At 64.9% G+C, this 14,336-nt stretch carries 11 protein-coding genes; 8 read left to right on the top strand and 3 right to left on the bottom strand.

The genetic code is table 11. The annotated features are described in order from the left end of the window. Positions 1 to 22: 22 nt before the first annotated feature. The 4 genes from HZB53_01225 (at position 23) to HZB53_01210 (ending at position 6,042) form a co-directional block, all read left to right on the top strand. Positions 23 to 1,156 (top strand): beta-lactamase family protein, encoded by a 1,134-nt coding sequence (locus HZB53_01225; GenBank protein ID MBI5876243.1) that lies wholly within the window; start codon positions 23 to 25, stop codon positions 1,154 to 1,156. Between the two features lie 214 nt (positions 1,157 to 1,370). Beyond that, on the top strand, positions 1,371 to 1,901 hold the full coding sequence (locus HZB53_01220; protein MBI5876242.1) for a hypothetical protein: 531 nt from the start codon (positions 1,371 to 1,373) through the stop codon (positions 1,899 to 1,901). Positions 1,902 to 2,088: 187 nt separating this feature from the next. Beyond that, entirely contained in the window at positions 2,089 to 4,005 is a 1,917-nt protein-coding gene (gene uvrC / locus HZB53_01215) for an excinuclease ABC subunit UvrC (protein MBI5876241.1), read from the top strand. A 342-nt stretch (positions 4,006 to 4,347) separates the two neighbouring features. Next, positions 4,348 to 6,042 carry a cyclic nucleotide-binding domain-containing protein gene (locus HZB53_01210; protein ID MBI5876240.1) on the top strand — a complete coding sequence of 565 codons (1,695 nt, stop codon included), beginning with the start codon at positions 4,348 to 4,350 and terminating at the stop codon, positions 6,040 to 6,042. A gap of 185 nt (positions 6,043 to 6,227) precedes the next feature. On the opposite strand, the gene HZB53_01205 is transcribed toward HZB53_01210, so the two are convergent. Continuing rightward, entirely contained in the window at positions 6,228 to 7,166 is a 939-nt protein-coding gene (locus HZB53_01205; GenBank protein MBI5876239.1) for a DUF4349 domain-containing protein, read from the bottom strand. Positions 7,167 to 7,273: 107 nt separating this feature from the next. Further along, positions 7,274 to 8,011: a metallophosphoesterase family protein gene (locus HZB53_01200; protein ID MBI5876238.1), complete on the bottom strand. Its 738-nt coding sequence runs from the start codon at positions 8,009 to 8,011 to the stop codon at positions 7,274 to 7,276. 552 nt (positions 8,012 to 8,563) lie between these two features. Between HZB53_01200 and tsaE the strand changes: the two genes are divergently transcribed. The 4 genes from tsaE to HZB53_01180 all read left to right on the top strand — a co-directional run bounded on the left by tsaE (position 8,564) and on the right by HZB53_01180 (position 11,550). Then, entirely contained in the window at positions 8,564 to 9,031 is a 468-nt protein-coding gene (tsaE, locus tag HZB53_01195) for a tRNA (adenosine(37)-N6)-threonylcarbamoyltransferase complex ATPase subunit type 1 TsaE (GenBank protein MBI5876237.1), read from the top strand. A gap of 3 nt (positions 9,032 to 9,034) precedes the next feature. Beyond that, positions 9,035 to 9,706, top strand: a complete 672-nt coding sequence (gene tsaB / locus HZB53_01190) for a tRNA (adenosine(37)-N6)-threonylcarbamoyltransferase complex dimerization subunit type 1 TsaB (GenBank protein MBI5876236.1) — start codon at positions 9,035 to 9,037, stop codon at positions 9,704 to 9,706. Positions 9,707 to 9,712: 6 nt separating this feature from the next. Next, positions 9,713 to 10,273 carry a ribosomal protein S18-alanine N-acetyltransferase gene (gene rimI / locus HZB53_01185; GenBank protein ID MBI5876235.1) on the top strand — a complete coding sequence of 187 codons (561 nt, stop codon included), beginning with the start codon at positions 9,713 to 9,715 and terminating at the stop codon, positions 10,271 to 10,273. 452 nt (positions 10,274 to 10,725) lie between these two features. Beyond that, entirely contained in the window at positions 10,726 to 11,550 is an 825-nt protein-coding gene (locus HZB53_01180; protein ID MBI5876234.1) for a hypothetical protein, read from the top strand. Between the two features lie 173 nt (positions 11,551 to 11,723). Here the strand turns inward: HZB53_01180 and HZB53_01175 are convergent, their stop codons facing one another. Beyond that, positions 11,724 to 13,892 carry a sodium-translocating pyrophosphatase gene (locus HZB53_01175; GenBank protein MBI5876233.1) on the bottom strand — a complete coding sequence of 723 codons (2,169 nt, stop codon included), beginning with the start codon at positions 13,890 to 13,892 and terminating at the stop codon, positions 11,724 to 11,726. Positions 13,893 to 14,336 lie beyond the last annotated feature (444 nt).

Raw genomic sequence — 14,336 nt, 5'->3', positions numbered from 1 at the left:
TCCCACCTGTGGAGTCCTGGTCATGCTGCCTACCGCATCCCCCGAATCCGTCGGCCTGTCGGCCGAACGCCTGCAAGCCGCCTTCGCGCAGCCGCAGGGCTGGCTGGCCGACGGCACCGTCAGCGCCGTGGCCGCCGTCGTCGCGCGGCGCGGCCGCATGGCGGGCGAGTTTTACGGCGGCCGCACGGACGCCGGCGAGAATGGTCGCGCCGTGAACTCAAGCACGCTCTTCCACATCGCGTCGATCGGCAAGCCGATGACGGCGACCGCCGTGATGATGCTGGTCGAGGCGGGCAAGGTCTCGCTCGACGACCCGCTGTCGGACTACGTGCCGCAGTTCAAGGGCGAGTGGCGCGACGCGATCACCATCCGGCGACTGCTGACGCACACCAGCGGCCTGCCGCAGGACCCCGGCCCGGAGATCACCGAACAGGTCGAGCGCGGATCGGGCACCGACGCGCTGCTGAAGCACTACCACCGCACGCGCCTCGCCGCGCCGGTCGGCAGCAAAGTCGAGTATAGCAACGTCGGCTACGGCATGCTCGGATTGGTCATCGAGGCAGTCAGCGGCAAGCCGTTCGCCACGTTCCTGCGCGAGCGGCTGTTCGCGCCCGCCGGCATGAGCGAGGCGTATCTGGCGCCGCCGGACTCGACCTATGCGCGCATTGCACAGGTGGATGGCGTGCCCGACGCCGGCGGCACGTTCGAACGCTTCAACTCGCGCTACGCACGGACCCTGACCAACCCCGGCGGCAGCGTCATCGCCACCGCCGGTGACGTGGCCGCGTTCTTCCAGATGTTCCTCGACGGCGGCAAGGCGCACGGGCGTGCGGTGCTCGCCCCGGCGACGACGCGGCTGATGACGACTAACCAGACGACCGGCCTGCGCGGCGGCATCGAGGGCTTCATGACCTGGGACGAATGCGCCTGGGGGCTCGGCTTCGACATGCGCGCCGCCAAGCGCCCGCACTTCTCCGGCGAGTTCACGTCGCCGCGCACGTTCGGGCACTCCGGCGTGGCCGGCACCTTCGCATGGGCCGACCCGGAGCGCGAGCTCGTCTGCGTGATGCTCGGCAACCATATACTGCACAACCTCTGGAACCACCCGCGCTGGTCGCGCTTTTCAAGCGCGGTCTGCGCCGCGGTGACGGATTGAGCGGTCTGTCGTATGAACCGGGCATGCGATTGCGCCGTCGTAGGGACGGGTCTTTGACCCGTCCGGACAGGTCAGAGACCTGTCCCTACCCTTATTCCGCGGGACGTGTCTTTGATCCGGGCGGACAGGCGACGTGTCGCGCCCTTTGGGGTGTCAGAGGCCCGTCCCTACGCCTGCGCTGTCCGCCACCGCCCGGAACCGCTATGAGCGACCTATGACAACCCCACTCTCCGTCCCTTTCGACTTGGCCCGGCTGTGCGACGCGTTCGAGCAGTCATCGGGCGCGCTGTCGTTCTACCTCGACGTGGAAAGCGGCGCGATCGAGCGCATCGGCGAGGAGACGCGCCGGATACTGTACGGCCTGCAGGAGATGTACGGCGCCGACGACGGCACGCTCGATATCGAGCTGGCGCTGTCGCGCCGCGACCTTGGCGCGCGCGTGAAGGACGACCTGCGCGCCGCGCACCGGATCGAGGCGGGCTTCGGCGCGCGCTACCGCAAGGTGCCGGAGAGCGACTCGATGGACGGTTACGCCGACATGAAGACGTTCGCGGAGTCGTCCGACGCGGCGCTGCGCGAGCGGCTTTGGCGCGCGATGCAGGGCACGGGCGCTCGCGCGCGCTTCGAGGCCATCCTGCGCGACGCGCCCGCCGAAGCCGCGCGCTGGCAGGCGTACCGTGCCGGGCGCATGCAGGCGCGCGTGAACGCGTGGCTGGCGGAGGAGGGGATCGAGGCGGCCGGGTGACTGCATGACAAGATGACAGGATGACAGGGTGACAAGGTGACAGGGTGACAAGATGAAGGCAGGGATTTCTCTGTGTTCTCTGCGTGCTCTGCGGTGAGCTTGGCTGGTGGTTTTTCTTTGCGCTCTTTGCGTTCTTTGCGGTGAAAGCAGTTGAAGCGCGGCGCAGGTCTATGCTAGAATCTCAACGATGAGTGAAAGTCACATAACGCCGGCGATCCAGTCGCAACTGGACAGCTTGCCGACCAAGCCGGGCTGCTATATCATGCATGACCGCGGCAACACGGTCATCTACGTCGGCAAAGCGATCAACCTGCGCAACCGCGTCCGCTCGTACTGGCACCGCTCCAATATCGCCACGCAGCCCAAGGCGTGGCAGATGTCGCTGCAGGTCGAGCGGATCGATTTCATCGTCACCGGCTCCGAGCTGGAAGCGCTGGTCCTCGAAAACAATCTGATCAAGCGCTACCGGCCGCGCTACAACGTGCGGCTGAAGGACGACAAGCGCTACCCGTACATCAAGGTCACCTGGCAGGAGCCGTTCCCCAAGGTGTTCATGACGCGGCGCATGGAGCGCGACGGCGCGCGCTACTACGGGCCGTTCACGGCGGCCTGGGCCGTGTACGAAACGCTCAACACCCTGCGGCGCGTCTTCCCGTACCTGACCTGCGACCGCGAGATTACCGGCGCCGACCCGCGCGCCTGCATGTACCTCGACATTCGCATGTGCAACGGGCCGTGCATCGGCGCGGTCAACAAGGCGGAGTATCGCGCGGTCATCAAGCAGTTGATGGATTTCCTCGACGGGCGCTCCGAGGACGTGATCGCCGACATCACGGCCAGGATGAGCGCGGCCAGCGAGGTGCTGGAGTTCGAGCGCGCCGCCGCCCTGCGCGACAAGCTGGTCGCCCTGCAGAAGATCAGCGAGAAGCAAGCGATCGTCTCGACGCGGCTGGCCGACCAGGACGTCGTCGCCATCGCGCGCGAGAACGGCCAGGCGTGCGTGCAGGTCTTCTTCATCCGCTACGGCAAGCTGATCGGGCGCGAGTATTTCGTGCTGGAAGGCACCGCCGAGAAAGAGTCCGGCGAGGTGCTCTCGTCGTTCGTCACGCAGTTCTACGATGAGGCCGCTTACGTGCCGCCCGAAATCCTGCTGCCCGAGGCGATCGACGAGACGAAGATCATCGAGCAGTGGCTGCGCGACCGGCGCGGCGACAAGGTCGAGATCAGCGTGCCGCACCACGGCCAGAAGCGCGATCTGGTGAACATGGCGGTCAACAACGCGGTCGAGACGCTGACCGCCATGCGCGCCCAGTGGGCGGCCGACGAGACGAAGCATACCGGCGCGCTGACCGAACTGCAGGAAGCGCTCGGGCTCGACAGCCCGCCGACGCGCATCGAAGGCTACGACATCTCGAACACGCAGGGCGTCGGGATCGTCGGCGCGATGGTCGTCTTCGAGAAGGGCACGCCGCGCAAGAGCGACTACCGCAAGTTCAAGATCCAGACGGTGACCGGCGAGCCGAACGACTTCGCCAGCCTGCAGGAGATGCTGCGCCGCCGCTTCAAGCACTACGCCAGCGAGCACGCCGAGCGCGAATCGGGCGGCGGGCCCGGCGTGAGCGCCAAAGGCGCGGCCCCGGTCAAAGCCGCCGGCGCGAAGCGTGATCCGTCGTTTGCAGTCCTGCCCGATTTGATTATGATTGATGGCGGGAAAGGCCAGTTATCGGCCGCCGTCGAGGTCATGCAGGAGTTCGGGCTCGACCCGGTGCCGATCATCAGCCTGGCCAAGCAGCAGGAGGAGATCTTCCGCCCCGGCGAGTCGCAGTCGCTGCGGCTGGGCGGCGATACGGCGGCGCTGCAACTGCTGCAGCGCGTGCGCGACGAGGCACACCGCTACGGGTTGGCGTATCACCGCAGCCTGCGCGACAAGCAGTCGATGGCGTCGCAGCTCGACGAGATCAAGGGCATCGGGCAGAAACGGCGGCAGGCGCTGCTGAAGCAGTTCGGGTCGCTGGACGCCATCCGCCGCGCGCCCGTGGAGGAACTGGCGGCCGTGCCGGGCATGACCCGCCGCGCCGCCGAGCAGATCAAGGCTGGGCTGTAATGCTGTTTTGGTTTGACAATGTCCTAATTGCGGTTGTGTAGGGGCAACTTCCGCCCCCTCATCCCCTGGCCCCTTCTCCCCCGCGCTGCGGGGGAGAAGGGGAAAAACCATCGGGGATTGGCGCAGCGGCTGCGCCGCTGCGCCAATCCCCATTGACTTGCACCCCCTCCCAGCGAAGCTGGGGGGGGGTCGGGGGGAGGGCCGGTTGTTGTCACGCCGTGTGCGTAAGCGACGGCGTGATGGGGACATGCACACTTCGAAACAGTATAACAACTGCGCGGTCCGGGGTACCCGTCCGCACTCAATGACGAGCGGTTCCACGGACTGGCAAGGATACCTGTCATGGTCGACATCAAACGCCTGCGGCGCTTCAAGTTTCTCGACGTGCTCGACGATGCGGAGCTCGAGCCGTGGCTGGACAAGTTCGGCGAGGAGTCGCGCCCGCGCAACGAGGTGATCTTCCGCGAGGGCGAGACCGCCGAGCGCTTCTACCTGGTCGAATCCGGCCAGTTGTCCGCCAACTGCAACGTGCCCGGCGGCCAGCAGTTCCTCGGCTACTACGTGGCGGGCGACGTCTTCGGGGCGACCTCGCTGGTCGAGAGCACCCCGCGCCGCGAGACGGTCGACGCCGTCAGCCAGGTGTCGCTCCTATTCCTCGCGCGCGCCGACTTCCTCGAGTTCTACAACGAATACCCCGAGATCCAGCGCGAGATCGACGCCGGCATCGTGCAGCGTTCGAAGCGGCGGCTGGCCGAATTCCCCTCCAAGCGCGCCGAGGAGGCGCTGGTGCACAGCACGCACCGGCACGCACTCTGGCTTATCACACGCATCGCGGCCTGGTCAGCGTTCTTCATCCCGGCGACCATCGCCCTGGTCGCGTTCGGCGGACAGGTACTGCTGGGCGTCGCCGCCGGCGCCGCGGCCGTATACGTGCTCGGTCTGCTCTGGTACACCATTGACTGGCAGAACGACTGGTTCATCGTCTCCAGCCGCCGCGTGCTGCATCACGAGCGCACACTCTTCCTGTTTGAGGAGATCGAGGAAGCGGGGCTCGACAAGATCCAGAACGTCACCTCGGAGATGCCGAACCTGTTCGCCAATCTGTTCGACTTCGGCGACGTGACGATCCAGACGGCCGCGGGCGGCGGGCGCATCGTGTTCGACTTCGTGCCGCGCGCGCGCCACATTCGCGAAACGATCGAGGCCGAGCGCACGCGCATGGGCGAGCACGCGCGGCAGATGGAGATCTCGCGCCTGCGCCAGACGATCCGACGCGAGCTCCAGCAGGAGATCGGGCTCGGCGGCGACAAGCCGGACGCCGACAGCCTGCCGGGCGGCGTCTCGGTGCAGGGGCGCTCCGGCATCCTGCGCCGGATGTTCGGCAACGTGCACATCATCGCGCCGTCCTACGCGCACAAGGGCGACCAGATCATCTGGCGCAAGCACGTGCTGCTGCTGCTGCGCGACATCAGCATGCCGATACTGATGCTGACCGTCGTGATCGCCTTCACGCTCTACATGCTGTACAGCGACATCGTCGGCATCGGCCTGCTCTCGGTGCCGGCCACCCTGCTGATCGCCGTGGTGCTGACGCCGCTCGCGCTGTTCTGGCTCTGGTACGAGTACCGCGACTGGGAGAACGACATCTACGTGCTCACGCCCGACCGCCTGATCGATTCCGAGCGTCAGCCGCTCTGGCTGCAGGAGCGCGTACGCGTGGCGAGCCTGGGGCAGGTGCAGAACGTGACGTTCAAGCGCGACACGTTCATCCAGAACATGTTCGACTACGGCACGGTGCTGATCCAGACCGCCGGCGGCGACAGCGGCCTGACGTTCGACCACATTCCGAACCCGCGCCGCGCGCAGGCGTTCATCTCCGATGCGCTGGAACGCTTCCGCGAGCGGGAGCGCATGAAAGAGCGCCAGTTGCGCCGCCGCGAGTTCCTGGACTGGTTCGGCGAGTACCACCGGTTGCTGTCGCAGCCGCACACTCCACCCGACAACGGCGCCGGCGCACGCCCGGCACCCGTGGTGTAGGCAAAAAGATACAGGCGTTCATGTGAACGCCCGTATGCAGAAAATCAGACCCGAAGGGTTTACAGAACCCTTCGGGTCTTTTGTTCGGCCTGACCGATTGGCGTGCCGCCCCTCCCCCCGCCGGGCGCGCACATCGGTGCGCCCCTACCTGGTCATTTGCATCAGGCGCACACGCCGATGCGCCCCTACGCCTTCGGCGCCTTCGGCTTGCGAGACCGCCGCCACAGCCGCCACAACCCGTACAGCGGCAGGAAGATGACCAGCAGGACCGGCGCCACAAAGATCAGCAGGTAGATCGCCAGGTTGACCAGACCCTGCATCGTGCTCACCAGCCCGCGCAGGGCATCGCGCGCCACGCGCAGCGGGTCCCAGCCTTCCTGTGTCACCGGCGCTTCCGGCGTCTCCGAATCCAGCGAGACCGTGATCGTCGCCAGCGAGACTGAGCGATCGAGGAACTGGATGCGCGCCTTCAACTGCTCGATCTGACCGCGCACATTGTTGATCTCGCGCTGGACGGCGAGGATGTCCTCCGCCTTCTGCATCCGCTCGCGCACGGTCGTCATCAGCGCCAGCAGTTCTTTCTCCGTCGCCTCCAGGTTGCGCAGGCGGGCGTTCAGGTCGGTGTACTCCTCGGTCACATCCTGCCCGCCGAGCTTCTCGTTGTTGACCCGAATCACGTCCTTCTTGAACGCCTTGATCGCCTCGTCGTACTTGTCGGCGGGCACGCGGACCGTTGCCGTGATGCGCACGCGATCCTTGTCAATCCGCACCGTGCTGGAGTCCGACACGAACCCGCCGAACGCGGCGGTCTGCGTCTTGATGCTGTCGAACGCCTGCTCCGTGTTCTTCACGATCAGCGCGATCGTCGCCGTCTTGATGATCAGCCGGTCGGACACGGCGGCGCTGCCCGTGCTGGGCTGGCCCGGCGCGGGCGCCTGAGCCGGCGCGTTGGACGGCAGCGCCTTGCTATTGGGCGCGCCGGCGGTCGTGGTTGAGCCGTCGGCGGCCCGCGATTCGGCGGCGGGGCCCGGCATGTAGCTTGGCGTGGCGGCCGCGCCGCATGCGCTAAGCGCCAGCGCCGCCAGCAGCAGCACGCCAACCATTTTCAGCAGCGTATTCTTCATGAGAGCCTCCTTCGGGTTGCGGGTTGTTGTTCTGCCATACAGACGCCGTGCCAAGCCCGATTGTTCCCCAATAAAAAAGGGCGAGTCGCATGACTCGCCCGGGCCGTTTACCAGCCGAAGTTCAGCCGCATGATCAGCCGCACCGGCATCTGCGCGGCGGTCATTCGCCGCTGCGTTTCCACGATGTCGTACTCGGTGCGGTGGAAATAAAAGTCGCCGCTGTCGCTGTCGAAGATGGCGTACGCGGCGCGCGGGTCGCTGTCGCGCGGCTGCCCGACGCTGCCGGGGTTGACGATGTACCGCCGCCCGTCGCGCAGGTTGAGCTTGCCGCCATCGGTCGGCAGCTCGTCGTGCACGATGCCTTTGGCGTCGAGCGCGTAGATGGCCGGCACATGGGTGTGCCCGACGAGGCAGACCGGCGTATCGAACTGCGGGAAGTTCGCGCGCGCCAGCGGCACGGAGGTGATGTACTCCCAGATTGGCTGGCGCGGGCTGGCATGCGCCAGCGTGAACTCCGCATCGCGCACGACCTTGCCCGGCCGCTCGTCGAGGAAGCGCTCACTCGCCGGGGTCAACTGCTCGCGGGTCCAGAGCGCGGCCTGGCGCGCGTCCGGGTTGAAGTCGTTCAGGTCGAGCTTGCCGAGCACCGCCCAGTCATGGTTGCCAGTCAGGCAGACCTCCATGTTCGGGAGGGCCAGCAGGCGCTCGATCGACTCGTTGGGGTTGGGCCCGTAGCCGACGACGTCACCGAGGCACCAGAGCGTGTCCACCGGGCCCATGACCTGCAGGACGCGTTCCAGCGCGACGGAGTTCGCGTGAATGTCTGAAATAATGCCGATTCGCATAGTGTTTTCCGCACGGGATGATAACATGAAACGGGCATGCGGTAAATCTGCGGCTGTGCGTCGCGGGTATACCGCCAAACTGTCGGGACTGCGCCCCCTCGTCATGCCGGCATGCGTTGCCCGCTGGCTTCTCGCCGCTGACCACCGCTGGCATCCACTGTCTCCATTGCCAGGGCCACCTTGTTGAGTGGATTCCGGCCAAAAACATGCCGGAATGACGGTCTGGCTTTCCGTGCGATCCCTAACCTTTTGCGGTATACCCTGCGCGCGACGCAGCCAGTCCACCTTCATTGTAGCACAGCCGCGAAGGCGGGCCAGCCGCGCTCGCGTAGCGGCGGAGGTAACGACAAGGTCTTTGGCCCGTCCGCTCGGACAGGTCAGAGACCTGTCCCTACATCGGTATCCGCGCTGCGCCTGTGTTGCGGCAGATCTCTGACCCGCGCGCTCGGACAGGTCAGAGACCTGTCCCCACGTCTTGGACAATATATCCGGCGGGTGTGCGTAAAATTCCAGCGCACGCCCGGCCCCGGGCGCTTTGGTATAATCAAGAATGTGACTGCCACCTGGGTTACCCGCACGCAGAGCGCCGCCGAAACGCAGGCGCTGGCCGCGCGCATCGCCCCGCTGCTGCAAGCCGGCGACGTGCTGTGGCTCTCCGGCGACCTCGGCAGCGGCAAAACGACCTTCACACAGGGGCTCGGCCGCGCGCTGGGCATCACCCAGCCGATCGTCAGCCCGACCTTCGTACTCATCCGCGAGTACGCCGGGCGGCTGCCGCTCTACCATATCGACCTGTACCGGCTCGACAACCCGCGCGAGGCGCTCAATCTCGGCCTGCGCGACTACCTGGACGGCGAGGGTGTCTGCGTGATCGAGTGGGCCGAGCGGTTCGATGCGCGCGGCGACCTGCCCGGCCTGCACATCCGCATCGAGCCGGACGCCGGGAGCGGGCGCGCCTTCGATTTCGCCGCGTCGGGACCGCGCGCCGCGCAACTGCTCGCACAGATCGCCGCCGACTGACCTATGCTGCTTGCTATTGACACCGCCACCTCGCTTGCCGGCATCGCCCTGCTGGACGCCGGCGGACCGCGCGACGCGCTCCAGTGGCACACCGAGCGCAACCACACCGTCGAGCTCGTGCCGCACATCGTCGCGTTGCTGGCGCGCAATAGCATCGCCGCGCGCGACATCCGAGCGATCGCGGTCGCCAACGGCCCCGGCTCGTACACCGGTTTGCGCATCGGCCTCAGCGTCGCCAAAGGCTGCTGCTTTGTGAGCGGCGCGGCGCTGATTGGCATCCCGACGCTCGATATTACGGCACAGGCGTACCCGCCGCGTGCCGACGCGGTGCTGTGCGCCGTCCTGCAGGCTGGGCGCGGGCGGCTGTCGGCGTGCCTCTACCGCGCCAGCGCCGACGGCACGCACTGGGAAGCCACCACTCGCATCCCGCCCGGACGCGCCGAGGATCTGGCGGCCATTCTGGCCGGTCAGCGCGTGTTTTTTGCGGGCGAGGTTGACGCGGCCACTGAGCAGACGCTGCGCGCGACGATCGGCGACGCGGCAGAGTTCGCGCCGCCGGACGATCGCAGCCGCGACCCGCGCGTGCTGGCGCGCCTCGGCTGGGTGCGCTGGCAGGCCGGGCAGAGCGACGACGTCAACACGCTGGCGCCCGACTACGGGGACAACCTGGCGTAGCCACCGATGATCGACCTGAGCGGGCTGCCCTACGTTATCGAGCCGATGCGCGTCGAGGACGTCGATGCGATCATGGTGATCGAGCACGAGGCGTTCACTGAGCCGTGGCCTGCCAGCGCGTACCGGCACGAGATCGCGAAGAACGAGATGGCGCACTACTACCTCGTGCGTGAGCGGCCGGGCAAGGACGGTTTGCCGCGTCCAACGGTGATCGCCTACGGCGGCATCTGGCTGATGGTGGACGACGCGCACATCAGCACGATCGCGACGCGGCGCGAGTGGCGCGGGTGCGGCGTGGGCGAACTGCTGCTGGCGGCGATCATTGCGGAATCGCGCGCGATGGGCGCGGAGCGCATGACGCTGGAGGTGCGCGTCAGCAACACGGTCGCGCAAAACCTGTACCGCAAGTACGGCTTCAACGTCGAGGGGCGGCGCAAGCGCTACTACAGCGACAACAAGGAAGACGCGTTGATCATGACGACGCCCCGGATCACCAGCGAGGCGTACCAGGTGATGTTTGAGGGGTTGGTCGGGCGGCTAAGGGAACGGCTGGCGGCAGGCGGGTAAAAAGATAATCGCACCGCAGAGGACGCAGAGAGCGTAGAGAGAAGGCTTTGCTCACCGCAAAGCAAGCAAAGAGCACAAAGCAACAAACCTGCGATTGACTGACGGCGAAGGCGGGAATGACGGCTGGGTAAAACCTGCCACAAAGTGAAATGCCGCCAGCCGAGGCCGATGTTTGATTGCGACGCATTTCAAACAATCAAACGAATCGGACCGTTTGGCTTGATTCTATTGGGTTCGGACGCGTTATATTTCAAACGAAACGGGCCGGGCAGCGGCGGGAATCAAACGGTTCAACGATCAATGGCGCAACTCGCCCACAAATGCCAGTATAGCACATTTGTTCTAGATGTCAAGGTGATGGCATGAGATTTAAGGTTGCGAGCTCTGATGCTCTATCGGGCGCGCTATTATGCTGCATTGGGGCGCTACTTTGATGCCGACTCGGTTCGATTATGGAAATACACCATAGGCTAACATTCAACCACAAAGACAACGTCGATCAGGCTATAGATTCGTTGCGCATCAAGTCAAAGCGAAGTCCGTTGCCAAGCAATGGCTATCTACTTCACATTGATATTGTCGAATCTGACCCCAATTGGTTACCGCTGTCAGCGTTGGCAAAAGAGAAATTGGCGCTTGATGTCTATGACACGATTTTCACAGACGCAGAGATTCGGGCAGCTCCTTGGGTGCGGCTTGTGCCAACTTATCAGCAAGGATATCCACACCCCCAAAGAGACTTGGGCACGAATCCAGCCAATTATGAAAACTTCTGTCCACTTTGCGGTGCGGGATTCATCCAAAAAACACCCTTTAACTTGGTGGCAGAGCCTAAGTTGGGGAAGCACGACTTCCTAACATTGCATTGGGCATATGCCGTCTTGACCACGGACAATGTATTCAGTCGCCTTGACGCGGCGAACATAAAAGGACACGAGAAGTGGAATGTAGACGTTCATAGAACTGGCAAACCATCACAATTTGTATCGCAGCTTTATGTGCCGTCTATTGCCAAGCCATCCTTACTGAATGCACACGGATTAAGATCGGAGATGTGTCGACGATGCGGTATCACAAAAAAAGCCGTGCATATGCGCGGCCTTATGTCGATCAGTCGGGGAAGTCTTCATGAGAATGTGGATATCCAGTTATCGCATGAATGGTTTGGTAGCGGACATAGCGGATTTCGAGAGGTGTTCATCTCGAACCGATTCGCGCAAATCATTCTTGAACAAAAATGGCAGGGCCTGCGGTTGAAGCCGATTCAACTACTGTGAATCACGCTCGTCGAAGTAGATTCTAAACGCTACTGTATGCATGCGCGTGGGACTGGATTCCGGCTTGCGCCGGAATGACAAGCGGGGCAGCAAGCCGGACCGCGCTCGAAGCAAAAAAGACCCGAAGGGTTTTGTAAACCCTTCGGGTCTGTCGTTCAGCCGCCGCGCTGCGTCTAGATAAACAGCGGCGCGAGCACCAGCGTAATCGTCGCCAGCAGCTTGATCAGCACGTGCAGCGACGGGCCAGCGGTGTCCTTGAACGGATCGCCGACCGTGTCGCCCACCACGGACGCCTTGTGCGCGTCCGAGCCTTTGCCGCCCAGGTTGCCCGCCTCAATGAACTTCTTGGCGTTGTCCCAGGCGCCGCCGCCGTTGTTCATCACGGTGGCGAGCAGGATACCGCTCATCGTGCCGACCATCAGCAGGCCCGCAGCCGCCTCGGCGCGCAGCAGGATGCCGACCACAATCGGCGTGCCCACCGCCAGGACACCCGGCAGCACCATCGCCTTCAACGCGCCGCGCGTGGTGATGTCCACGCAACGGGCGTAGTCGGCCTTGGCGCCCGGCTTGCCTTCCAGCAGGCCCGGGATCTCCTTGAACTGGCGGCGCACTTCCTTGATGATCTCCTGCGCCACGTTGCTCACCGCGCGAATCGCGAACGCCGAGAAGAGGAAGACGAGCATGGCGCCGATCAGCGCGCCGACGAACACCCGCACATCGCCCAGATTGACGACGTGCGCGGCGGCGTTGATCGCGACGCCCTGCGGCGAGTTCGGGTCGATGCCCTGTTCCGCGGCGCGCACCAGGCCGACCTTGTCCAGGTAGGCGCTGAACAGCAGGAAAGCGGCCAGCGCAGCCGAGCCAATGGCATAGCCCTTGGTCAGCGCCTTGGTCGTGTTGCCGGCCGAGTCGAGCGCGTCGGTGCCGTCGCGCACTTCCTTCGGCGCGTTCGACATCTCGACGATGCCGCCCGCGTTGTCCACGATCGGGCCGAAGGTGTCCATCGCCAGCACGTACGCGGCGGTCATCAGCATGCCCATGGTCGCCACGGCGGTGCCGAAGATACCGGCGACGGCCGGCGTGACCTTCAGCGTATCAGCCGTCAGCGTGCCGAGATAATACGAGGCCAGCAGCGCGATGCCGATGCCGATGACCGGCGCGGCGGTGTTCTCAAACGCCACGGCCAGGCCGCTGATAATGTTGGTCGCCACGCCGGTCTTGCTGGCGTCGGCGATTTCCTGCACCGGGCGGAAACGCGCCTCGGTGTAGTACATCGTGATCAGCACGAACGCGATCGCGGCCAGGATGCCGACCAGGCCCGCCGCAAAGAGCGGCAGCCAGGCATCGCCCAGCATCATGTTGGTCACGAGGCCCATCGCCACGGCGGAGAGCACGGCCGCCACGGCGTAGCCGCGGAAGAGCGCGTTCATCGGCTCTTCGCCCTTGTTGTAGCGCACGGCCAGCAGGCCGACCATCGAGGCGATCACGCCCAGCGCGCGCACAACCAGCGGGAAGAAGATCCACTCGACGCGCTGCGTCTTGACAAAGATGGCCACGCCCAGGATCATCGCGCCGATGTTCTCGGCGACGGTCGACTCGAACAGGTCGGCGCCACGGCCGGCGCAGTCGCCGACGTTGTCGCCCACCAGGTCAGCCACGACGCCCGCATTGCGCGGGTCGTCTTCCGGCACGTTCGCTTCGACCTTGCCGACCAGGTCCGCGCCGACATCGGCGGCCTTGGTGTAGATGCCGCCGCCGAGCTGCGCGAACAGCGCGACGAACGACGCGCCGAAGCCGGTGCCGACGATCAGGAACGGCGCATCGCCCGGATGGTCGATGCCGCCGAACGCCACGAACATGATGAAGACGCCGATCAGCGAGAGCGTCACGACGAGGAAGCCGGACACCGCGCCGCCGCGCAGCGCCACCTGCAGCGCCGGGCCGACGCCCTGGCGCGCGGCGCTGGCCACGCGCACGTTCGACTTGACCGCCACGAACATGCCGATGATACCGCTCAGCGCCGAGGCGGCCGCGCCGACCAGGAACGCAACGCCGGTCAGGACGCCCAGCCCAATCTGGTTGTTCCGGTAGGCCGCGACTTCGGGGAACTTCTCAAGCCCGGCGATCAGGACGCCGATAATCACCGACGTGACGACGGCCAGGATGCCGATCGTCGTATACTGCCGGCGCAAGAACGCGACGGCGCCTTCGTTGATCGTGCGATGCACTTCCAACATCTCGGGGGTCCCGGTGTCGCGCCGCAGCACATCGTAGGCCAGCCAGCCCACGAATGCCAGCGCGATCACAGAGACCACCGGCACGATAGTAAGGTAGAAACCCATGCTGTGATCCTCCTGCGATGAAGATAACGTCAAATGTCCGTAACAAAGGGGCGCACGCCTGTGCGCCCCTCCCGTCACTCTATTCCAGCCTGCAAGCGCGGCTATTTTAGCAATTCACGGGATAGATGGCAAATACGCCGATGCCCGCGAAAGCGGGAAAAACATGTCCACGAAGCCACACGAAGGAACACAAAAAGAAATCCGCGAATAACGCGAATCGGCACGAATGAAAACCATAGCCATTCGCGTAGATTCGTGCTATTCGCGGACTGTCCTGTACTGTTTCAGTTTGATTATGTTCCCATCCCGGGCGGCAAGTGTGGTTGTCACCCCCTCATCCCCTAGCCCCTTCTCCCCCGCGCGCGGGGGAGAAGGGGAAAAGGGTATTGGGGATTGGCGCGGCGGCAAAGCCGCCGCGCCAATCCCCTTTTAACTCGCTCCCCC

The organism is Chloroflexota bacterium (assembly GCA_016235055.1).
In the GTDB taxonomy this organism is placed as follows: domain Bacteria; phylum Chloroflexota; class Anaerolineae; order JACRMK01; family JACRMK01; genus JACRMK01.
Note: the sequence above shows the minus strand (reverse complement) of the source record. Positions and strands in the feature narration are given on the sequence as shown.

What these genes read in the sequence shown, in the direction of transcription:
- HZB53_01225 (MBI5876243.1), top strand. Translation starts at nt 23, where the DNA reads ATGCTGCCTACCGCATCCCCCGAATCCGTCGGCCTGTCGGCCGAACGC.
- HZB53_01220 (MBI5876242.1), top strand. Translation starts at nt 1,371, where the DNA reads ATGACAACCCCACTCTCCGTCCCTTTCGACTTGGCCCGGCTGTGCGAC.
- uvrC (MBI5876241.1), top strand. Translation starts at nt 2,089, where the DNA reads ATGAGTGAAAGTCACATAACGCCGGCGATCCAGTCGCAACTGGACAGC.
- HZB53_01210 (MBI5876240.1), top strand. Translation starts at nt 4,348, where the DNA reads ATGGTCGACATCAAACGCCTGCGGCGCTTCAAGTTTCTCGACGTGCTC.
- HZB53_01205 (MBI5876239.1), bottom strand. Translation starts at nt 7,166, where the DNA reads ATGAAGAATACGCTGCTGAAAATGGTTGGCGTGCTGCTGCTGGCGGCG.
- HZB53_01200 (MBI5876238.1), bottom strand. Translation starts at nt 8,011, where the DNA reads ATGCGAATCGGCATTATTTCAGACATTCACGCGAACTCCGTCGCGCTG.
- tsaB (MBI5876236.1), top strand. Translation starts at nt 9,035, where the DNA reads ATGCTGCTTGCTATTGACACCGCCACCTCGCTTGCCGGCATCGCCCTG.
- rimI (MBI5876235.1), top strand. Translation starts at nt 9,713, where the DNA reads ATGATCGACCTGAGCGGGCTGCCCTACGTTATCGAGCCGATGCGCGTC.
- HZB53_01180 (MBI5876234.1), top strand. Translation starts at nt 10,726, where the DNA reads ATGGAAATACACCATAGGCTAACATTCAACCACAAAGACAACGTCGAT.
- HZB53_01175 (MBI5876233.1), bottom strand. Translation starts at nt 13,892, where the DNA reads ATGGGTTTCTACCTTACTATCGTGCCGGTGGTCTCTGTGATCGCGCTG.